This is a genomic window from Bacillus sp. JZ105, assembly GCF_053903125.1.
Map to the genome: position 1 here is coordinate 1,801,458 of NZ_CP096387.1, position 20,589 is coordinate 1,822,046.

Sequence of the window (20,589 nt, forward strand, 5' to 3'; positions counted from 1 at the left end):
TCATCATTAAAATCTAGAGAGATCATTTGATGATTAGCCGGTTATGTTTGTTAGTGAAAGGGGATTAAGCATTTGGTTAAAAAGCAGCAAGTAGATTATAACGATGATTCTATTCAGGTGCTAGAGGGGCTTGAAGCGGTCCGTAAACGTCCAGGGATGTATATTGGATCTACGGATTCGCGCGGTCTTCATCACCTTGTCTATGAGATTGTAGACAACTCTGTTGATGAAGTGCTCGCTGGCCATGGAGATCATATCATTGTCAAAATACATAAAGATAACAGCATTTCCGTCCAAGATAAAGGGCGTGGAATGCCTACTGGTATGCATAAGCTTGGAAAACCGACACCCGAGATCATTTTAACGGTCCTGCACGCAGGCGGAAAATTTGGTCAAGGCGGATATAAAACAAGTGGTGGACTTCACGGAGTTGGGGCATCTGTTGTGAACGCGCTCTCAGAATGGCTCACTGTCACAATTGAACGTGACGGATTTATTTATCATCAGCGCTTTGAAAACGGCGGTAAACCTGTCACATCACTTGAAAAAGTCGGCAAATCGAAAAAAACGGGAACACTGATTCATTTTAAGCCGGATCCAGCCATGTTCAGTGTTACGACCTATAATTTCGATACATTATCAGAGCGTTTAAGAGAATCTGCCTTTTTATTAAAAGGATTAAAAATAGAGCTGATCGATGAACGGCATGATGTACAAGAAACGTTTTATTATGAGACGGGCATTGAAGCCTTTGTTGCTTATTTAAATGAAGAAAAAGATGTTCTGAGTGAAGTCGTCTCATTTGAAGGAGAGCATCAGTCCATTGAAGTAGATTTTGCTTTTCAATTTAACGATGGCTATTCGGAAAATATCCTTTCCTTCGTCAATAACGTCAGAACAAAAGATGGCGGAACACATGAGTCTGGTGCCAAAACGGCCATGACGAGAGCTTTTAACGAATATGCTCGCAAAGTCGCCCTTTTAAAAGAAAAAGACAAAAATTTAGAAGGCACTGATATTCGCGAAGGACTGTCTGCTATTATTTCTGTCAGAATTCCTGAAGAGCTGCTTCAATTTGAAGGGCAGACAAAAGGAAAGCTTGGGACAAGTGAGGCACGTTCAGCTGTTGATGCTGTTATTTCTGAAAAACTTGCGTATTTCCTTGAAGAAAACAGGGAAACAGCCACTCTTCTTGTGAAAAAAGCGATTAAAGCGCAGCAGGCAAGAGAGGCTGCTAGAAAAGCCCGTGAAGAAGCAAGGAGCGGCAAGAAACGGAAAAAGTCTGAAGCCACGCTGAGCGGAAAATTAACACCTGCCCAATCTAGAAACCCAGCAAGAAACGAACTATACCTAGTAGAGGGTGACTCAGCGGGCGGATCAGCAAAACAGGGGCGCGACCGTAAATTCCAGGCGGTGCTGCCGCTGCGCGGAAAGGTCATCAATACAGAAAAAGCAAAGCTTGCTGATATTTTCAAAAACGAAGAAATCAACACCATTATTCATGCAATTGGTGGAGGCGTTGGTGTCGACTTTAATATAGAAGACATCAATTATGACAAAATCGTGATCATGACAGATGCGGATACAGATGGAGCGCATATTCAAGTGCTTCTCTTAACATTCTTCTACCGCTATATGAAGCCGCTGATTGAGCATGGCAAAGTGTTTATTGCACTTCCGCCTTTATATAAAGTCAGCAAAGGCTCAGGGAAAAAAGAAATCATTGAGTACGCATGGTCTGATGAAGAAATGGATGACGTATTGAAGAAAGTTGGAAAAGGGTACACGATTCAGCGCTACAAAGGGTTAGGTGAAATGAATGCCGACCAGCTATGGGAAACGACAATGAATCCAGAATCGAGAACACTTGTCAGGGTCAAAATTGATGATGCTGCACGTGTGGAACGCCGCGTCACAACTCTAATGGGTGACAAAGTAGAACCACGCCGTAAATGGATTGAAAAGAATGTCGCCTTTGGACTTGATGAGGAAAGCAACATTCTTGAAAATGAAAACTTGTCGCTAGCTGAGGAGGTTTAAACATGGCACAACAAGAACGATTTCATGATTTACCATTAGAAGAAGTAATTGGCGACCGGTTTGGCCGCTATAGTAAATATATTATCCAAGACCGAGCGCTTCCAGATGCACGTGATGGTCTAAAACCAGTACAACGAAGAATTTTATATGCGATGTACGCAGAAGGAAATACGCAGGATAAAAACTTCCGTAAAGCCGCTAAAACAGTCGGTAACGTGATTGGTAACTATCACCCGCACGGAGACTCATCTGTTTATGAAGCGATGGTAAGAATGAGTCAGGAGTGGAAAGTACGAAATGTACTGATTGAGATGCATGGGAATAACGGGAGCATCGATGGTGATCCGCCTGCTGCCATGCGTTATACGGAAGCAAGGCTGTCTGCTATTGCTTCAGAGCTTTTAAAGGACTTAGACAAGGAAACGGTCGAATTTGTCGCAAACTTTGATGATACAAGCAAAGAGCCAGTTGTATTACCTGCGATGTTCCCAAACCTTCTTGTGAACGGATCAACAGGGATTTCAGCTGGGTATGCCACAGATATCCCGCCGCATCACTTGGGAGAAGTCATTGATGGCGTTATTAAACGAATCGAACAGCCGCATTGTACGGTTGAGGATTTAATGACGGTCATCAAAGGGCCAGATTTCCCAACAGGCGGTATCATTCAAGGGGTAGACGGTATTAAGAAGGCGTATGAAACAGGAAAAGGAAAGATTATGATTCGAGGCAAAGCGGAGATTGAAACCATCCGCGGCGGACGCCAGCAAATCGTGATCACAGAAATTCCTTACGAAGTGAATAAAGCCAACCTTGTCAAAAAGATGGACGAGTTCCGAATTGAAAGAAAAGTAGAAGGCATTTCAGAGGTTCGAGATGAGACAGACCGTACTGGGCTTCGAATTGTAGTAGAGCTGAAAAAAGAAGCAGATGCAAATGGTGTGCTGAATTTCTTATATAAAAACTCAGATCTGCAAATCCCATATAACTTTAATATGGTCGCGATACATAATCGAAGACCGACCTTAATGACGCTCACCACTGTACTAGATGCATATATTGCCCATCAAAAAGAAGTGGTGACGAACCGCTCAGCGTACGAGCTTCGAAAAGCGAAGGAACGTCACCATATTGTCGACGGCTTAATTAAGGCACTTTCCATCTTAGATGAAGTCATTGCCACAATCCGTTCTTCTAATGATAAGCGAGATGCAAAGAACAACTTGATGGCGAAATATGACTTTACAGAAGCACAATCAGAAGCGATTGTTTCACTCCAGTTATATCGTTTAACGAATACAGATATTACGCAATTAAGAGACGAAGCAAGAGAGCTAGATGTGCGCATAGCAGAGCTTGAAGACATTTTAGCGAACGAGAAAAAGCTGCTGAAGGTCATTACAAACAGCCTGAAAAAGCTCAAAAAGACATATGCTGATGAGAGAAGATCCGTTATTGAGGAAAAAATCGAAGAAATTAAGATTAACCTTGAAGTGATGATCGCATCAGAGGATGTTTATGTGACAGTCACGAAGGATGGTTACATCAAACGAACAAGCCAGCGCTCCTATGCTGCCTCTAACGGTAAGGACTTTGGCATGAAGGATACTGACCGTTTGATTCATCAGTTTGAAATGAACACAACGGATGTTCTTCTGCTGTTTACGAATAAAGGAAGCTACATTTATTGTCCTGTTCATCAGCTGCCAGATATACGCTGGAAAGACATGGGGCAGCATATTACGAATATCATTTCGATTGATCGCGAGGAATCAATCCAAAAAGCCATTCCAATAAATGAATTTGATGAAACGTCATATCTTTTATTCTTTACGAAAGGCGGAATGGTGAAGAAAACAGAGCTTCTTCAATATAAAGCGCAGCGTTATTCGAAACCGCTTGTTGCTTTGAACCTAAAAGGTGACGATGAACTCGTCGATGTTCATGTCACAACAGGACAGCAGGAATTGTTTATTGCAACGAAAAATGGTTACGGTTTGTGGTTTGATGAAGAAGAAGTAAGTGTTGTTGGACCGAGAGCGGCCGGTGTCAAAGGAATCAACTTGAAGGAAGGGGACGAGGTCGTCTCTGGCCAGATTATTGATCCAAAAAACGATGTCCTTGTGCTCACGACACAAAGAGGGGCTGTAAAGCGAATGAACCTCTCTGAATTTGATAAAACTTCAAGAGCAAAACGCGGCGTTCTTATGCTGAGAGAATTAAAGAAAAACCCGCACCGTATTGTGGCTGTGATCGCTGCAGCGCTGAACGATACACTTGAGATAGATACCGAAAAAGGTACAACGATTCCACTTGATATTTCTACTTTAAGAGCAAATGACCGCTATAGCAATGGATCATTTATTGTAGATGAGGAAGAGCAGGGAGAAGTGACGCATGTCCTTCTGACACCTGAACCTGCACCAGATGATAATAAATAAGCAAACGAAAACCCCCTGCCAGTCGCAGGGGGTTTCTTTTATATACGGGTCATTTAGCTCTCGTGGTTGCCAAACATACTTGTAATGGCGTGCACTACTTCAATTCCTTGGTAGACAAAAAGAGAAAGTGAAGTGACAGAGAAAAGACCTAGAATGAAAATTCTTAAGAAAAATAACATCGTGTAAAACCTCCCAATTTTTGTTTTGATTTAGATGGTTGGGTTAAACACGAGCTTGTCGGAAATAAGAAGATTGATAGAACACTGCAAGTAAATGCTTCTTTTTCCGGTCAAATCGATCAGTATGAGTGATGCGTGCAAATCCAGCTGTCATACTGCCAATAATCAGCAGTGCTGTAAATGCGGCAAATACTGCGTTCACATGTTTTTGTTTCTTTTCATCGCCCATTGTCTGGACGATTTTCATTTCATGTGATTCTTGATCGGCAACCACCTTAGCATGGTGGTATACCTGAACGGAATGAGGCATTGAGAACAAATGAAAACTTGCAAGTGCTATGAATAAAACACCTAATTTTAATAGCATATTTTTTTTCATTTTTCTCACCCCTTCCTGGTTATTTTCATGATCTTACCACGTTTTCAGTTATTTGAAAAGTCTTATTTTTTTACTTTCCCTCATTAAAAAAGCGATAAACATCACGACATCTATAGGACTGTTTCACTTCATGAAAGGTTTCAATTTTATTTTTTAAATTTAAAAAAAGTGCCATGATCAAGGATCAGACACTTTTAGTCGCTTGTAATGAATGTGGTTTTGCTACAGCTTTAGTAAAGATTCCTGCAATACATATGGCAATTAGAACAAAGATAAAGGCATGAAGCAGTCCAACCTGATTGGCAAGCAGCCCTAAAATAGGAGGGCCGGAAAGGGAGGCTGTGTAACCTGATAAAGTCACAATACTGACGCGTTTGACAGCATACCGGCTATCATCGCCAGCTGCAGAAATGGTCAGCGGAAAGCCTAAAGAGGCGCCAAGTCCCCATAAAAAGATCGATATCATACATACAACAAGTGAAATCTTCAAAATGACTAAGAATAGGCCGGCAGCTGCTGATAAAATCGCAACTCTTAGCAATAGCACTCTGCCAAAGCGATCGATCAAACGCCCGCTGATCAGTCTGCCGCTAATCATGCCGCACAAAAACAAAGCATAGATGACCGTACTCATGGAATGTGACACTTGGTAGCCATCCACCATTGCAAGTGGAATCCAATCATTGGCGGAGCCTTCGACAAACGCAAGACATAAGGCGATCATCGCAAGAGATATCGTTCGTTTGTTCAGCCATGCCGTTTGAGTAGACTCAACTGTATCGGGCTGCTTCTCATGCTGATCCTTTCCTGTTCCGTGCGGGATAAATCGTGTACAAATCAATATGCTAAGGAAAAGCAGAAGGGCAATAGCGAGAAGATGTATCAATACAGAAACCCCTAAATGGATAAAAAGAATACCAGCACCTGCTCCAATTAAAGTTCCAATGCTAAAGGAAGCGTGCAATATAGGCAGAATGGTTTTCTTGATGCTGTACTCAATCTCTGTTCCTTCTAAGTTCATTGCCACATTGCACATGCCAGAGCCTGCTCCAAAAAGAAAAAGACCAGAAGTGACGACAAGGATAGAAGAGAGCGTTGAACCAATGGCAAGAGTAGTAAATCCAAGGAACATCAAAAAAGCACTGATCACAATCGCCACTCGGCCGCCTTTTTTGCGGACGAATACATTTGAAAGAACAAGCCCAACAATTGAACCAACGGATAAACCGAGTAAAATAAGTCCCATTGTTCCTGTGTTTGCTTGTAATAAATCTCTCACTTCCGGTGTCCGTGAAAACCATGTAGAAATGGAGATCCCAGACATCGTAAAGATCACAATAATTGCTTGATACCACTTTAATTCCATCTAATCCCTCACATTTAAAGATATATATTATTCAACAAATCTACTCGATTATAAATGAGACTGGCTGATTCGTAAATAACAGGAGGGAGGAACGTGATGAAAAAGTGTTAGGCAAAAGAAGTTTTTTTGGTGAGAGGTGAAATGGATGGATACAAATTGAGATTGATGAGCATTTTTGCAAATGTACTGTTAGATGAACGTTTTGATATTAAAACGTGAAAAAAGTATTGAATTTGACAAACAGTCACAAACGAACATCAACTGGCGCAATCATGAACGATTGACAGCAATGCTCATGCCATATGGCGCTGCTGTGATAAAAAACGTTGCAGCGTAATATCATAAAAGCATTTAGATGAATCAATAAAATTTCCTTTCTTGTCTCAATAAGATAAGTATACTTAATTATGAGACAAAAGAAATTCATTCAACGTTTAACTTCCTAGAATATATATTATGTAAACTAAGAAATGAGAATACATATTTGAGTGTCGATATTTAATTTCACAACCTCTACCACCTTCTCAATAAATTAGATCGGTCGTAAAGGTTGTGCCTTTCCTTATTGGCTGCTACAGTAATTTAAATACTTTGGGATATTTCGTTTAAAAATACTTTCCTCTTTTCATCTGTTGTTAAGTTAACTCTCGAAAAATGGATCCATTTGGTGTCTTCATTTTTAATTCCCAAGTCAGCAAGAGTTCTGTTAATAAAAACGCTTTGAATCGCATTCCCACCTTCAGATTCTATATAATCCTTATCTGTTGTAGATGTTGAGATCACGGTTGTTTTTTTAATATTTGTCAATAAACCTTTTAAAGCCCCGGTGTTTTTATCATCCAAGAATGCGAAACCTCTTAACATGACTTTATCAATAAATCCTTTTAAAATTGCAGGTAAATCCCACCACCAGACAGGAAATATAAATATTAATTCAGTTGACTGACTTAATTTCTTTTGGTAATCCTTAACTAATTGATCAGGCGTTTCTCCTTTATGAAAATACTTCAATTCCTCAGCTGAAAAAACGGGATTAAACCCATCTTTATATAAATCGATCACTTGAAATGGTTCTCTCTTTGTTTCTAGATTTTCTGTAATGGAAGTCAAAATGGCATGATTATAGCTTCCATCCCAAGGATGTGCATAGACAATTGTTTTCATGATTCATTCACCCTTTTTTGTTATTTTCATCATATTTTGATGTACATTCATTTTATTGTATGCTATAACGTACTACAAGTACGGTAATTAAAGTGCGATACTAACCTAAAGGAGAGTGTAAAATGACCAAAGAATCCTTTACAGCTCATGCTGTTCTAAAAGAAACTGGATTTGGGTACACTTTATCATTAATTGGCGGGAAATATAAGATGACGGTACTGTATGCTTTATATGCAAATAATGCTCCTATTCGCTATAATCAGTTGAAACGAATGCTTGGGGCAATCTCTTTTAAAACATTAACCAATACACTAAAAGAACTTGAAGCAGATCAATTAATTAATCGTAAAGAATATCCTCAAGTGCCTCCAAAAGTAGAATATAGTTTATCGGAAAAGGGATTATCATTGATCCCTGTATTAGATGCGATTTGCTATTGGGGAGAAGAACAAATGAAAAAATAGTTAGACGTTGAGTGAAATTGTACTTTTGGCAAAAGGGATTGTACATTCAGGCAAAAGAAAAAGAGCATCTCTCTTGAGATACTCTTAGGTTGTCTTTCTCTTATCTTTTCTTTGGATTATGCTGCAAATAAACAACATGAGTTTGTAAAAATTCTTCTAAACCATGTTTACCATCTGCTCCGCCAATTCCAGATTTCTTACGACCTGCGTGGAATCCCTGAATGGCTTCAAAGTTTTCACGGTTAATGTACGTTTCTCCAAATAGTAACTCATTTGCAGCACGCATTGCTGTATCTAAATTCTGTGTAAAGATAGATGATGTTAATCCATATTGGCAATCATTCGCAAGCTCAATTGCTTCATCTAAATCTTTAAACGTCATAATCGGGAGAACCGGGCCAAATACTTCTTCCTGGACAATTTCTGAATCTTGTTTTACATTCACAAGGACCGTTGGTTCATAGTAATATCCAGGTGTCACATCTGCACGTTTTCCACCAGTTAACACGTGGGCCCCTTCTTCAACAGCTCGGTTTACCATCGCTTCAATTGATTCTATTGCTTGCTTATTTGTAAGTGGCCCCATATCTAAATCTTCATCTTCGAGAGGATTGCCATATTTCACATTTTTCATTGCTGTGACAATTTTTTTGATAAATGTATCGGCGATACTTTCATGAACATATACGCGTTCAGCACAGTTACATACTTGTCCCGTATTAATGATACGCGAGTCGACAATTGCTTTTACGGCTAAATCAATGTCTGCATCTTCTGCTACAATAGCTGGTGCTTTACCGCCAAGCTCTAGACTGACTTTTGTTACATTTTGAGCTGCAGCTTTCATGACACTTACACCTGCATCCACGCTCCCTGTTAAACTGACTAAACCAATCTTTTCATTTGAAGCAAGTTCGTCTCCCACTGTACCTCCGCGCCCTGTTACAAGATTGAATACCCCTTTTGGAATACCCACTTTATCTACTAATTTCGCAAATTCTATTGCATTATTTGGCGTATCACTACTAGGTTTAATGACAATGGTATTCCCTGTTACCAATGCAGGCGCAGCCTTTCTCGCTACAAGGAAGAATGGGAAATTCCATGGTAAAAAGCCAGCTACAACCCCGATTGGCTCTTTAAAGATCATTATATTTTCATTTGGTCTGTCACTTTGAAGAATTTCCCCTTCGTACGTTCTTGCTGAACCTGCCATATAATCAATGTAGTCAGCAGTAAAATCAACTTCTGTAGTAGAGAGAGCAAGTACTTTTCCTTGTTCTTCTGAGATGACGCGTGCAAGAAAATCTCTATTGTTTCGAATTTCTTCAGCTAAACGTGTTAAATACTTTGCACGCTCAGCAGCCGGTTTCTTTTTCCATTCTTTTTGTGCAGCTTCTGCAAACTCAATCGCTTCTTGAACCTCTTCTTTAGAACAACTTGGCACTTCTGAAATCACTTTTTCAGTTGCCGGATTTAACACCTGTATCACTTCGCCCGAGCTAGCATTTACAAATTCTCCATTAATGTACATTTGAAATTGTTTAACATTGGTTTGTGAGTTCATTTACTGAAACCTCCTAATATTGGATTGTCGGAAGAACTATTTTTATAGATTTAAAACTCCTTGTCTTGGCACAACACCAAATGCATCTGCCAAGTCTTGAAGCTGTTGATCTGTAATGGTTTGTTTCACACTTCCTTGTGCACATACAACTGTGTATACTTCCGCAGCTTTTTCAGCTGTTTCAATTAACCCAAATGTTTCATCCATTGTAGTTCCAGCACCAAAAATTCCGTGGTGTGGCCAAATAACTGAACGAACATTTTTCATTTTTTCAGCTGTAGCTTCTCCAATTGAATCAGTTCCTGGAACCATCCATGGAATAATACCAATTCCTTCTGGGAATACAACAATGCATTCGGTACACATCTGCCATAAAGTTTTTGTAAATGCTGCTTCATCCAAGCTGTGTGTGAATGTCATACCAATAAGGTTTGTTGCATGACAGTGCATGATCACACGATGGTTTGGATCTGCTTTTAATCTTTCAATATGGCTCATTAAATGTGATGGGAGCTCACTTGTTGGAACGCCTCCCTCTTCTAATCCCCATAAAATATCAAGTGATTTGCCATCTTCAGTTATACGAATAATACCAAGATTAGCGGCAGGATCATCTATTACATTTTTAAAATATTTCCCCGAACCCGTCACAATAAAATATTTCCCTGCTAACTCAGCACCATCAAAAATCATCGGCACCGTTCGTTTTACATCATGAACGTCAAGGTACTCTGCTACTTCGTCCTCTTTTAATAAATAACTAATATTCCCGCCATTTCGTTCATCCCAACCTAAGCGGTATAGGTTTGCTGTCGTTTTTGTCATTTCTTGAAGGAAAGGTGCTTTTAGTATATCTTTCTTTGTCAGAAGGTCTTTCATCTCCATCTTCTCCCTTGTTTTCATTGATATATCTTTCTAAATAAAATTTATTCTTTTGATAAATTAATGCAAAAGCGTTTACATCCTCATATTACTTTGAGAAATACATTAAGTCAACATAAACAAACATTTTATCTTTGTTTATGTTTGTTTTGGTTGTGATATGAGTGGTTATTTTATGGTTGATAAATGCTGTTTCATTGCTGCTGTTTAAGATCATTTTTTTGAAGTTATAAGTATGTTATGATGAAAACAAACAAAAATAAAAACAAAACAACAACCTTATAAGCAATTTTATGCTGTTTTTCTTTTATTCATATTTAAAAGCGAAAGGAAGTTACACATGTTATTAGCTGAAAGGCATCAAAAAATAGTAGATTTAGTTAATTTACGATCCAGCATTCGTGTTTCAGAATTAAGCGAAATTTTTTCTGTGACAGATGAAACGATTCGCCGTGATCTTGAAAAATTAGAGAAAGAAAATAAGTTGCGGCGAAGCCACGGCGGAGCAGTTAGTATTGAGGAAAAAGAATCAGAAGTTGATTTTTCAGAGCGAGAAATTACGAATGTATTAGAAAAGAAAGTGATTGCACGTGAAGCTGTGAAGCAAGTTGAAGAAGGTGACCGTATGATCCTTGACGCAAGTACCACTGCATGGTACATGTCAAAAATCCTTCCGAATATTCCTTTGACTGTTATCACCAACTCCATTAAGGTTGCCATAGAATTAAGTAAGAAAGAAAAAATTCAGGTGATTTCAACAGGAGGTCTCCTCCTTCCTAAATCGTTGTCCTACGTAGGACCTCTAGCAGAGCGCTCACTGGAAAATTATCATGTGAATAAAGTGTTCTTATCTTGTAAGGGTATTGACTTAAATAGCGGTTTAAGTGATTCAAACGAGTTGCAGGCTCTCTTAAAAAGAAAAATGATTGAGCGGTCACATGAAACCATTTTAATGGTCGACTCTAGTAAGTTTGGATCCCGTGAATTTTCTCATATCTCTTCATTAAGTGATATTAGCCGCATTATTGTTGACGATAAACTAAGCAATGACGCACATGCCATTTTACGTGATAAAAATATTAATGTTACTTCTGTAGCCTTGATGAGTGAATCTGCTTCATAGTCCATCCAAATAGAAGATTAAGGTCTCCCCTTTGTAATACACATGTTTAAGACAAATCTATATAGGTTTGTCTTTTTCTATGTCCACCATTTTATCTTGTCTTATTTATGATAAATCCCTTCGTAATCAACATTAACAAAAATAAAAAATAAAAAAATGTTGTTTTATTTTTGTTTTTATAATAATATGACCATATAAACAAAGGGAAATAAAGATTTTGCAGAAATTAGGGAGAAAATCACTTTATTGTGAAGATTAAATCCCCTTTTTGCAAGCGCTTTCTTTATTTTTCCCATTTATTCTACAGTACAAGGGGCGAAAGAGATGATAAGAAAAGCCAGTATTATGTTTGTACACAAGGATCAATTTGATGAATACAAACGTCGACATGATGAAATATGGCCGGAAATGGTAGACGCATTAAAACAGCATGGTGCTCATAACTATTCTATTTTCTTAGAAAAAGAAAGTGGTCAATTGTTCGCTTATGTGGAAATCGAAAATGAAGATAGATGGAACGAGATGGCTAAAAGTGTTATTTGTAAAAAATGGTGGGATTACATGGCGCCTCTCATGGAGACAAATTCAGATAACAGTCCACGCTCTGTAGATTTAAATGAATTGTTTTACTTAGCATAATTTTTTAGGAAAACAAAGACAGCAAAAATACAGGCATTCAAACGGATTTATCATCGTTTGAAGGTACTTGAGAGGAGATTTAAAATATGGCTGGTAATGCAAAAGGCGGTTTAAAGTCTACTATTACTGTGGCAATGTCAAATTATTTGGAGGCAGCATCCATTGTAGCTGCTGCTGGCGGCCTGACACTCTGGATGGAATATTTAAATTTAAATGATTTTAAACTGGGATTATTAGGAGCGCTGAGTGCTAATGGATTTGCTTCTGCAGCAGGAGCCCTCATAGGAGGCGTTCTGGTTGATAAATATGGCCGAAAGTTAATTTATAAATACGATTTATTGGTCTATATGTTTGGTGTCTTATTAACGATGTTGTCTTTTAACTTCCCCATGTTGTTAGCTGGATACATTATTACTGGAATAGCCGTAGGAGCTGCCATTCCAGCCGCTTGGACGTATATAGCAGAAGAAGCGCCTGAAAATGAACGTGCAGCTCGTGTAGGATGGGGACAGTTAGCGTGGTCGGTTGGTCCAGCTATTTCGCTACTCCTCTCTGTCGCCTTGGCTCCGTTAGGTCTTTTAGGAAGCCGCATTATTTTTGGTCAATTATTTGTAATCGCTTTAATTACTTGGATTATGCAACAACAAATTAGTGAATCAAAAATATGGGAAGAAGAAAAACAAAAAGAAGTGAATCAAAGAGCAAATGGTGAAAAATTAAAAAGTCCAGTCAAAGAATTATTCACTATCAAAGCAAACCGTCATGCCATTATTTTATTACTAGGGATCTATTGCTTCTGGAACTTAGTAGCTGGTGTAATGGGATATTTCATGCCTTATATTTATCAGACGGTTGGAGGGCTTTCATCATCACAAGCAAATTTATTACAAGCGTTTTTATGGATTTTAACCGTTTTAGGAACGTACTTTGTCTTTATTAAACTAGGTGATAAAGTAAACAGACGTGTATTGTATGGCATTGGAGCGGCAATGGGGATTGCTGCTTGGGCTACTCTTACGTATGGCGGAATGGGCATGACTGAACTGCTTATATTTGTGATATTATGGGGAACTGCAGCTGGTTTTGGTGCTCAAGCATTTTATGGGCTTTGGTCAAGTGAGTTATTTCATACAAAATACCGTGCAAAGGCACAAGGATTTCTTTTTTGTACAGCTCGTGTAGCCGTTGGACTTATATCACTTGTGGTTCCAACGATGATTTCTACATTAGGATTTAAAATATCAGGTTCTATTATGATTGGGTTCCTTGTAATTGCTGCAATTATTGGCTTAGTCATGGCGCCAGAAACAAGAGGAAAATCATTAAAAGAAATTGAAAAGGAACGATACAGCGCATAAAAAAATAGCCAAGCTTTCTTTGAGAAGCTTGGCTATTTTACTGCCTCCCTCCTGCTCTCCTTTACTACGATGTATTCTCATTCATAAACAAAATAAAAAAATAGAGATTCCAAATGGAAACTCTATTTTTTATATCATCCATGCTCACACAATCAAATAAAAAGCTTTTAAAGGTCCATGCACACCCACGACCAAATTCATTTCGATATCTGCAGAATTACTTGGTCCAGAAATAAAGTGAATACAAGAAGCAACAGCCTCTCCCTTTTCCACACGTTGGTTTAGGTCGAAGACAGCCTGTGTAATACGTGCCACAATCGTTTCACGCGGGATAATCGTGACATAGGCAGTTGGCAAAAAGTGAAGTGCCCGCCCTTGTCCCTCATGAGTTTTTACAACAATTGTTCCTGACTCGGCCAGTGCATAGTCACAGAATGTAATACCAAAATTGGCTTTTTCGGCGAGGGAATGATTCGCTTCACGTCCTTTTTTTGAATCCCATACATTTACCTCTATATTTTCTTCCGGCCATTCTTTTTCAAGTAAATCTGTTAAACCATATTCTTTGAAACGTGAATCCTGGGCTGTCATCACAGGCCCCCCGCCATGTTCAGCAACAATTTTCTTTAAAGCTTCAGCTAAGTGCTCTTTTGTTGTTTCAAAAACAGTGGTATGAATTTTGCTGCAGTGCTCTGTGAACGTAGCGATTAACTTCTTTTCTGTATAACCTTTCATTACATCCCAGTTGACGTTATTCTTCCACTCTGGTCGTACAACATCACTTATTCGTCTTTCGCGTCCCAATTGTTTAGCAACATGATTTAAAAAAACTTCCTGATTTTGAGCTGTTCCTCTCATTATTTTCCCCCGCCTTTTTTATGATCATCAAACCAGTCTCGAAAACGTTCTTTACTTGGAGCTGGGAATTCTCGGATGTCAGTCCAATTTTTTAAGGGGCCGATTCCTTTGGAAATTCGATCTCCTGATACAATGGGCATCATAGCTGTAGGTGCCATTTTTGTACCTAGTTTGTATAGACCAGGAGTTGATGCTCCCATTCCAAACATTTTCATCGCAAGTTTCTCACCTAGAGGGGCACGTCCTTCTTTTTCAACAATTACTTGACGATGTTTTAAAAGTAGTTCGTGTAGCGGAATTTTAACTGGACAAGCATCAGTACATGCTGCACAAAGAGATGATGCATATGGCAGTTCTTTATAATCGTCATATCCACCTAATAGTGGACTTAATACTGCACCAATTGGCCCCGGATAGATAGAGCCATAAGAATGTCCTCCGACATGACGGTATACTGGACATACATTAATACACGCTGCACAACGGATGCATTGTAATACTTGTTGGAACTCAGTCCCTAAGATTTCAGAACGGCCGTTATCAACGACAACAAGGTGAAATTCTTCTGGACCATCTGCCTCTTCTTCATATTTAGGCCCTACTGTCGTAATGTAACTAGTTAGCTTTTGCCCTACTGCACTTCTGCAAAGCAATCCAACGAGTACATCCAGCTCCTCCATTGTTGGTACAAGACGTTCCATTCCCATTACAGCGATTTGCGTTTTAGGGATAGCAGTGACAAGGTCTGCATTTCCTTCATTGGTCACTAAACAGATTGATCCTGTATTTGCAACGGCAAAGTTACAACCGGTGACACCGATTTCTGCTTCAAGAAATTTTTCGCGCAGGATTTTACGAACAAATTTTGTCATCTCGTAAGGATCCTCCGACTTTCCATAACCTAGTTTTTCTTGAATTACATCACGAATTTGTTCTTTTTTCATATGGAGAGCCGGCGCTACGATGTGGGAAGGTGGTTCATGATCATCAACTTGCAAAATGTATTCGCCAAGGTCACTTTCTATCACTTCACAACCTATGTCTTCTAATGTTTTATTCATTTCTATTTCTTCGGTTACCATTGATTTGGATTTCACGACTTTCTTGGCTTGTTTCTTTTCTGCAACTTCCTTAATGTATTGAGCGGCTTCTTCTTTTGTTTTCGCAAAAAAGACATGTCCCCCGCGTTTTGTCACATTTTCACTTAATTGCATTAAGTAATAATCTAAATTCTCCAGCGTGTGTTGGCGGATTTGCTCCCCTAAATCGCGCCATTCTTCCCAGTTCCCAAGCTCTTCACTAGCTGCCAAACGACGTGTATACAGGCGTTCTTGAGCTGTAGACACAGCTTCACGCATCGTAGAATCTTGGATTCCTTTATCAATACGTTCATTAAATTTTTTATCACTAATTTTCATGCTCATGTCGTGTTCCCCCCTTGAATTAACGGCTATTTAATACCTCTGCAATATGTAGTACCCGCGCTGATTTTCCTAAACGTTCTATTCGTCCTCCAATATTCATTAAACATCCACAATCTGCACTAATTAAATAGTCCGCACCTGTCTGTTCAACACTTTCTACTTTTTCGTCTACCATTTGTTCAGATATTGGCATCATTTTCACTGAAAAAGTTCCACCAAATCCACAGCAATTTTGGGCGTTGGGAAGGTGCTCAACTTCTAAATCTTTTACATTAGAAAGCAGCGTAAAAGGTGCTTCCTTCACACCTAGCAAACGTGTCATATGACAAGATGTATGATAGGTCGCTTTCCCTTTTAAACGTGCCCCTACATCTGTAACCTTTAAAACATCAACGATAAATTGAGTTAGTTCATACGTTTTCTCAGCAAGACGCCTTGCTCGCTCCTCCCATTGAACATCTCCTTTGAATATATGTGGATATTCGTGGAACATCGTTGCACAAGAACCAGAGGGAGTTACTATATACTCTGCATCTTCAAAAGTTTTAATCATATTTTTCGCTGCTTGCTTGGCTTCGGCTACATAGCCACTATTATAGGCGGGCTGGCCACAACATACTTGTGATGTAGGAAATGATACTTCACAACCAAGGCGTTCAAGTATTTCAACTGTTGCCTTACCGACTTTCGGCTGGAAAGTATCAATTAAACATGTAATAAATAAGCTCACTTTCATTTTTAAAGCCTCCTCTTAACGAATATTTAGATTTATCTGGTCGGCTGATGACTGAAAAGTAAAAGCAGGCCTGACTGTATCTCTTTGTAAATTTACTAGTTAGCTTTTCATGATTTTTTTAGGCTAAAACAGAGTTTCTTTTTGTTAATACATCTTGCTCATATTGTTTCACTTCTTCCAGCCATGTTTCTTTTACAGGTACGTCCATTTTTTCACAATAGTAATCCCAGATTGCACCGAAAGGATACGTTTTGAATTCCTCTATTAATGCTAATCTTTCTGTAAAGTTTCCATCTTCCTGTAACTGTTTTAAATGTTCATTTGGTACTAACATTGCATATAATAATGATTTAATCATGTTTCTTGTTCCAATTGTCCATGCTGCAACTCGGTTAATACTTGCATCAAAGAAATCAAGGCCAATCATCACTTTATCCAATGCTTGATTTCGAACAATTTCGAGGCCAATTTCACGTAACTCATCATCCAGCGTCACAACATGATCACTGTCCCAGCGAACAGGACGAGAAACATGAAGGGCAAGCTTGTCACTGTAAAGCAGCATAGATGAAATTTTGTTTGATACAGTTTCAGTCGGATGGAAATGTCCTGTATCTAATAAACATAGTTTATTATTCTTTAATGCGTATCCAAGATAAAATTCATGCGACCCAACTACATAAGATTCAGAACCAATACCGAATAACTTACTTTCAACGGCATCAAGATTATAGTTTTCATTGATCTCTTCTTCAAAAATCTTATCTAACGAATCTTTTAATCGTTGACGAGGCGTTAGTCGATCACTTGGAATATCTTTATAACCATCTGGAATCCAAATATTTGTTAAGGATGCTGTTCCTAATTCTTTACCAAAATACTCGCCGATTTTGCGGCTGGCGATACAATGATTGATCCAAAACTTTCTGATTCGTTCATCAGGATGAGACAATGTTAGACCATCTGCTGCTTTTACATGTGAGAATAATGTTGGATTGAAATCTAAGCCTACACCTTGATCTTTAGCCCATTTCACCCAGTTTTCAAAGTGTCTTGGCTCTAATTGATCTCTTTCAACGACTTCTCCATTAGTTTCCGCATAAATGGCATGTAAGTTTACACGATGTTTTCCAGGGATTAAAGACAACGCTTTTTCTAAATCTGCTCTTAGTTCTTGAGGTGTCGTTGCTTTACCAGGATAGTTTCCCGTTACATCAATTCCACCTGACAATTCTCCTTTATTTACTTCAAATCCAGCAATGTCATCTCCCTGCCAGCAATGAATGGAAATCGGAACATTTTTTAATTGTTCCAATACTTCATCAACATTGATTCCCCACCTTTCATATTCTTTTTTCGCAATCTCATAATTTTCTCTCATTGTCATTTGATATTCTCCCTTTCTTTTTTACGGTGTCGTTACTGTTAAAGGTGTGTATTTTTTAACCTTAAAAGAGTTCTTGATGATTGTTCTTGCTTCTTTTATATCTTCAATTTCGCCAACTGCCATTAACTGCGTTACAATATTTCCAATTGCGGTTGCTTCAACTGGACCAGCGTATACTACTTTTTTTGTTGCGTCAGCAATTAGTTGATTTAACATTTCATTTTGGCTACCCCCTCCGATCACATTAATTTGATTGAATGTTCTTTCAAAAATTTCTTCAATTTGATTAATGGCTTGTTGGTAGCTGCATACTAAACTGTCAAACACACATTTTGCTACTTCTCCAGGTTTAGATGGAATTGGCTGGTTTGTTTCTTCACAATAACTTTGAATCTCTTGAATCATATTTTCTGGCTTTAAAAACCGTGGATCATCTACATTAACGATGGATTTAAATGTTTGAGCCTGATTAGCTAAGACGACCAGCTCTGCAAAAGAAAATTGATCCTTATAATTTCTTTTCACTTCTTGTATCATCCAAAGTCCCATAATATTCTTTAAAAATCTATAGCGATAATCAATGCCGCCCTCATTGGTGAAATTGTAATCTAAAGCTTTTGTAATACATATTGGAAAATGATTTTCTACACCAACTAAAGACCACGTTCCTGAACTAATATAGATTGTTTCTTCCTGCTCAGGAACCGAAATGACAGCTGAACCAGTATCGTGAGTGGCTGGCAGAATAACCTTCATATTAAAGCCGAATTCCTCTATTAAATCTTCAGTCAATGTACCCAGCACTGTTTTAGGTGTATGAATATCTTGGAACATTTCTTTATTGATGCCTAGTTGATCTAATATTTCATGATCCCATTTCTTTGTGAAAGCATTAACCAGCTGAGTTGAAGTGGCATTTGTGTATTCGTTTGCCTTTTTTCCTGTTAATAAATAATGAAAATAGTCAGGAACCATTAGAAAAGATTTTGCATTTTCTAAAATTTCCGGATGATTTTGTTTGATTGAATAAAGTTGATAAATCGTATTAAATTTTTGAAATTGAATTCCTGTCTCTAGATACAGACGTTCCTTCATGAATGTTTTAAAAACTTCATCCATCATCCCGTCTGTTCTCGAATCGCGATAGGCAACAAAATCTGTTAAAGGTTGGTTCCATTCATCTAGTAAAACAAAGTCTACTGCCCATGTATCAATACCGATACTTTCTGGAGATAATCCCATCTCACTACATTGATGAATTCCCTTTTTTATTTCTTCAAATAATCGATTGAGCTCCCAGCAAAACTGTCCATTTTTTTGGATCATTTTATTCTCGAAACGGTGGATTTCTTTTAGATTTAAACGTCCATCTTCAAGATGACCCGCTATTAATCTTCCACTAGAAGCACCAATATCAACTGCTAAACAACATTTCTTCATTATAATCCATCACCCTTTGTATGAAAGCATTTGCTTATGTCTTTATATTAAGCCAGCTTAAAGGAGAAAATAATGTCTAAAATTAATTATTTATTGTCCTTATTTGCAATTGTTGAAAATAAAAAAAGAACATTTAGCAGCATCTTATTTTTTTGCTAAGTGTTCTCTGAATTGCTTTGGTGTCTGATGATATTTGTTTTTAAAAATCCGATAGAAATAACTTACATTATCATATCCAACTTGATCTATAACAGAGGCAATTGGCATATCTGTACTTTCCAGCAGCTCTTTCGCTTTAATCAAACGTTTTTCTTGAAGTAATTCTTTAAATGTATAGTTGGTAGCCTTTTTAATCTCTTTACTTAAAGCATAATCGGGCTGGCTTAATTTTGAGGCTAATTCATTCAGTGATGCTCTCTGGAAATGTTCATCAATATACTTTAATGATTCAACAATTAAATAATGTTGTACAGGATAGTCTTCTGTATGTTCGGCCTTATCAGCGTGTTTAATTAACTCCACCATTAAAAGACCCATATACAATTTAATGGTGGATTCAGACATAAAAGCAGGAGACATAATTTCAATAATAATTTTTTTTATTAAATCTTGAATGCTCTTTACTTCTGAAACTTTAAAGTAGAGGAATTGTCCATTTTGAGTACTGTTATATAAACTGTTAATTAAGAAATTACTAATTCTATTTTCAGTGTTTAAAAACGAAAAGATAAAATCAAAAAATTTAGGTAAAATGATAAAATTAATAATAATGTCTTCTTCTGCACAAGCTTGAGTTTCATGCTCAATATGCTGGTTTAAAAATAACAGCTCCCCTTGTTGCAAATTTATTTTTTGATTCCCTACTTTTTGGTTATACTCTCCATTGTAAACATAATTAATCTCAATATAGTCGTGTTTATGTTTAGGAAAATCCACAAAGCGTGTATGTTTTCGAACCGTAATCATACTCTCTTGATTGAGAAATTTTTGACTTTCTATAATAAAATTAGACTGATTGGTATAAATTTCTTTATTTACCTCTCTTCTGTTTTGTAGAATCAGTTCCTCTTCATCTGTTATCTTTAATAATTGATTTAGAAGATCATGTGGCATAGGTTTCTCCTTTGTTTATAATCTTACTG

Annotated in this window: 19 protein-coding genes; 7 read left to right on the forward strand and 12 right to left on the reverse strand. The window is 38.0% G+C overall.

Translation table 11 applies throughout. The features are described from left to right. The first annotated feature begins 72 nt into the window (after positions 1-72). Together parE and parC are read left to right on the forward strand one after the other, a co-directional pair. Entirely contained in the window at positions 73-2,040 is a 1,968-nt protein-coding gene (gene parE, locus M1D81_RS09165; protein ID WP_456265000.1) for a DNA topoisomerase IV subunit B, read from the forward strand. Between the two features lie 2 nt (positions 2,041-2,042). Next, positions 2,043-4,481, forward strand: coding sequence for a DNA topoisomerase IV subunit A (gene parC, locus M1D81_RS09170; RefSeq protein ID WP_456264999.1), 2,439 nt, complete (start codon positions 2,043-2,045; stop codon positions 4,479-4,481). Positions 4,482-4,534: 53 nt separating this feature from the next. Here the strand turns inward: parC and M1D81_RS09175 are convergent, their stop codons facing one another. The 3 genes from M1D81_RS09175 to M1D81_RS09185 form a co-directional block, all read right to left on the reverse strand. Continuing rightward, positions 4,535-4,660, reverse strand: coding sequence for a hypothetical protein (locus tag M1D81_RS09175; RefSeq protein WP_254966705.1), 126 nt, complete (start codon positions 4,658-4,660; stop codon positions 4,535-4,537). A 43-nt stretch (positions 4,661-4,703) separates the two neighbouring features. Then, on the reverse strand, positions 4,704-5,039 hold the full coding sequence (locus M1D81_RS09180; RefSeq protein ID WP_456264998.1) for a hypothetical protein: 336 nt from the start codon (positions 5,037-5,039) through the stop codon (positions 4,704-4,706). A gap of 184 nt (positions 5,040-5,223) precedes the next feature. Then, positions 5,224-6,405, reverse strand: a complete 1,182-nt coding sequence (locus M1D81_RS09185) for an MFS transporter (protein WP_456264997.1) — start codon at positions 6,403-6,405, stop codon at positions 5,224-5,226. A gap of 202 nt (positions 6,406-6,607) precedes the next feature. Here M1D81_RS09185 and M1D81_RS09190 point away from each other — a divergent pair, with 202 nt between their 5' ends. Then, the gene (locus M1D81_RS09190) at positions 6,608-6,742 is read left to right on the forward strand and encodes a hypothetical protein (RefSeq protein ID WP_456264996.1); all 135 of its coding nucleotides are present in this window, start codon (positions 6,608-6,610) and stop codon (positions 6,740-6,742) included. A gap of 245 nt (positions 6,743-6,987) precedes the next feature. On the opposite strand, the gene M1D81_RS09195 is transcribed toward M1D81_RS09190, so the two are convergent. Further along, a complete protein-coding gene (locus M1D81_RS09195; RefSeq protein ID WP_456264995.1) occupies positions 6,988-7,569 on the reverse strand; it encodes an NAD(P)H-dependent oxidoreductase in 582 nt (193 codons plus the stop codon). 122 nt (positions 7,570-7,691) lie between these two features. Here M1D81_RS09195 and M1D81_RS09200 point away from each other — a divergent pair, with 122 nt between their 5' ends. Beyond that, the gene (locus M1D81_RS09200) at positions 7,692-8,033 is read left to right on the forward strand and encodes a winged helix-turn-helix transcriptional regulator (protein ID WP_456264994.1); all 342 of its coding nucleotides are present in this window, start codon (positions 7,692-7,694) and stop codon (positions 8,031-8,033) included. A 100-nt stretch (positions 8,034-8,133) separates the two neighbouring features. Here the strand turns inward: M1D81_RS09200 and aldA are convergent, their stop codons facing one another. Beyond that, positions 8,134-9,600, reverse strand: a complete 1,467-nt coding sequence (gene aldA / locus M1D81_RS09205; protein WP_456264993.1) for an aldehyde dehydrogenase — start codon at positions 9,598-9,600, stop codon at positions 8,134-8,136. Between the two features lie 42 nt (positions 9,601-9,642). Beyond that, a complete protein-coding gene (gene rhaD / locus M1D81_RS09210) occupies positions 9,643-10,479 on the reverse strand; it encodes a rhamnulose-1-phosphate aldolase (protein WP_456264992.1) in 837 nt (278 codons plus the stop codon). Positions 10,480-10,822: 343 nt separating this feature from the next. On the opposite strand from rhaD, the gene M1D81_RS09215 reads away from it, so the two are divergent. The 3 genes from M1D81_RS09215 (at position 10,823) to M1D81_RS09225 (ending at position 13,602) form a co-directional block, all read left to right on the forward strand. Further along, on the forward strand, positions 10,823-11,605 hold the full coding sequence (locus M1D81_RS09215) for a DeoR/GlpR family DNA-binding transcription regulator (protein WP_456264991.1): 783 nt from the start codon (positions 10,823-10,825) through the stop codon (positions 11,603-11,605). Between the two features lie 324 nt (positions 11,606-11,929). After that, complete coding sequence (gene rhaM / locus M1D81_RS09220) at positions 11,930-12,244, forward strand: L-rhamnose mutarotase (RefSeq protein ID WP_456264990.1); 315 nt, start codon at positions 11,930-11,932, stop codon at positions 12,242-12,244. An 86-nt stretch (positions 12,245-12,330) separates the two neighbouring features. After that, positions 12,331-13,602 carry an MFS transporter gene (locus tag M1D81_RS09225; RefSeq protein WP_456264989.1) on the forward strand — a complete coding sequence of 424 codons (1,272 nt, stop codon included), beginning with the start codon at positions 12,331-12,333 and terminating at the stop codon, positions 13,600-13,602. A gap of 144 nt (positions 13,603-13,746) precedes the next feature. Here the strand turns inward: M1D81_RS09225 and M1D81_RS09230 are convergent, their stop codons facing one another. From M1D81_RS09230 to M1D81_RS09255, 6 genes are all read right to left on the reverse strand, one after another. Next, positions 13,747-14,460, reverse strand: a complete 714-nt coding sequence (locus M1D81_RS09230) for a LutC/YkgG family protein (RefSeq protein WP_456264988.1) — start codon at positions 14,458-14,460, stop codon at positions 13,747-13,749. Beyond that, a complete protein-coding gene (locus M1D81_RS09235) occupies positions 14,460-15,884 on the reverse strand; it encodes a LutB/LldF family L-lactate oxidation iron-sulfur protein (RefSeq protein WP_456264987.1) in 1,425 nt (474 codons plus the stop codon). The genes M1D81_RS09230 and M1D81_RS09235 overlap by 1 nt, the downstream gene beginning before the upstream one ends. Positions 15,885-15,903: 19 nt before the next feature. Next, positions 15,904-16,620 carry a (Fe-S)-binding protein gene (locus M1D81_RS09240; RefSeq protein ID WP_456264986.1) on the reverse strand — a complete coding sequence of 239 codons (717 nt, stop codon included), beginning with the start codon at positions 16,618-16,620 and terminating at the stop codon, positions 15,904-15,906. 118 nt (positions 16,621-16,738) lie between these two features. Next, positions 16,739-18,007: an L-rhamnose isomerase gene (gene rhaA / locus M1D81_RS09245; protein WP_456264985.1), complete on the reverse strand. Its 1,269-nt coding sequence runs from the start codon at positions 18,005-18,007 to the stop codon at positions 16,739-16,741. A 21-nt stretch (positions 18,008-18,028) separates the two neighbouring features. Continuing rightward, entirely contained in the window at positions 18,029-19,447 is a 1,419-nt protein-coding gene (gene rhaB, locus M1D81_RS09250) for a rhamnulokinase (protein ID WP_456264984.1), read from the reverse strand. A gap of 144 nt (positions 19,448-19,591) precedes the next feature. Further along, positions 19,592-20,560, reverse strand: coding sequence for an AraC family transcriptional regulator (locus M1D81_RS09255; protein ID WP_456264983.1), 969 nt, complete (start codon positions 20,558-20,560; stop codon positions 19,592-19,594). Positions 20,561-20,589: the final 29 nt, after the last annotated feature.

Bases quoted from the DNA above. Each gene is read 5' to 3' on its own strand.
- M1D81_RS09225 (WP_456264989.1), top strand. From the start codon at position 12,331: ATGGCTGGTAATGCAAAAGGCGGTTTAAAGTCTACTATTACTGTGGCA.
- M1D81_RS09240 (WP_456264986.1), bottom strand. From the start codon at position 16,620: ATGAAAGTGAGCTTATTTATTACATGTTTAATTGATACTTTCCAGCCG.
- rhaD (WP_456264992.1), bottom strand. From the start codon at position 10,479: ATGAAAGACCTTCTGACAAAGAAAGATATACTAAAAGCACCTTTCCTT.
- M1D81_RS09175 (WP_254966705.1), bottom strand. From the start codon at position 4,660: ATGTTATTTTTCTTAAGAATTTTCATTCTAGGTCTTTTCTCTGTCACT.
- parC (WP_456264999.1), top strand. From the start codon at position 2,043: ATGGCACAACAAGAACGATTTCATGATTTACCATTAGAAGAAGTAATT.
- rhaA (WP_456264985.1), bottom strand. From the start codon at position 18,007: ATGACAATGAGAGAAAATTATGAGATTGCGAAAAAAGAATATGAAAGG.
- M1D81_RS09255 (WP_456264983.1), bottom strand. From the start codon at position 20,560: ATGCCACATGATCTTCTAAATCAATTATTAAAGATAACAGATGAAGAG.
- M1D81_RS09180 (WP_456264998.1), bottom strand. From the start codon at position 5,039: ATGAAAAAAAATATGCTATTAAAATTAGGTGTTTTATTCATAGCACTT.
- M1D81_RS09215 (WP_456264991.1), top strand. From the start codon at position 10,823: ATGTTATTAGCTGAAAGGCATCAAAAAATAGTAGATTTAGTTAATTTA.
- M1D81_RS09235 (WP_456264987.1), bottom strand. From the start codon at position 15,884: ATGAGCATGAAAATTAGTGATAAAAAATTTAATGAACGTATTGATAAA.
- M1D81_RS09230 (WP_456264988.1), bottom strand. From the start codon at position 14,460: ATGAGAGGAACAGCTCAAAATCAGGAAGTTTTTTTAAATCATGTTGCT.
- M1D81_RS09185 (WP_456264997.1), bottom strand. From the start codon at position 6,405: ATGGAATTAAAGTGGTATCAAGCAATTATTGTGATCTTTACGATGTCT.
- rhaB (WP_456264984.1), bottom strand. From the start codon at position 19,447: ATGAAGAAATGTTGTTTAGCAGTTGATATTGGTGCTTCTAGTGGAAGA.
- aldA (WP_456264993.1), bottom strand. From the start codon at position 9,600: ATGAACTCACAAACCAATGTTAAACAATTTCAAATGTACATTAATGGA.
- M1D81_RS09200 (WP_456264994.1), top strand. From the start codon at position 7,692: ATGACCAAAGAATCCTTTACAGCTCATGCTGTTCTAAAAGAAACTGGA.
- M1D81_RS09195 (WP_456264995.1), bottom strand. From the start codon at position 7,569: ATGAAAACAATTGTCTATGCACATCCTTGGGATGGAAGCTATAATCAT.
- rhaM (WP_456264990.1), top strand. From the start codon at position 11,930: ATGATAAGAAAAGCCAGTATTATGTTTGTACACAAGGATCAATTTGAT.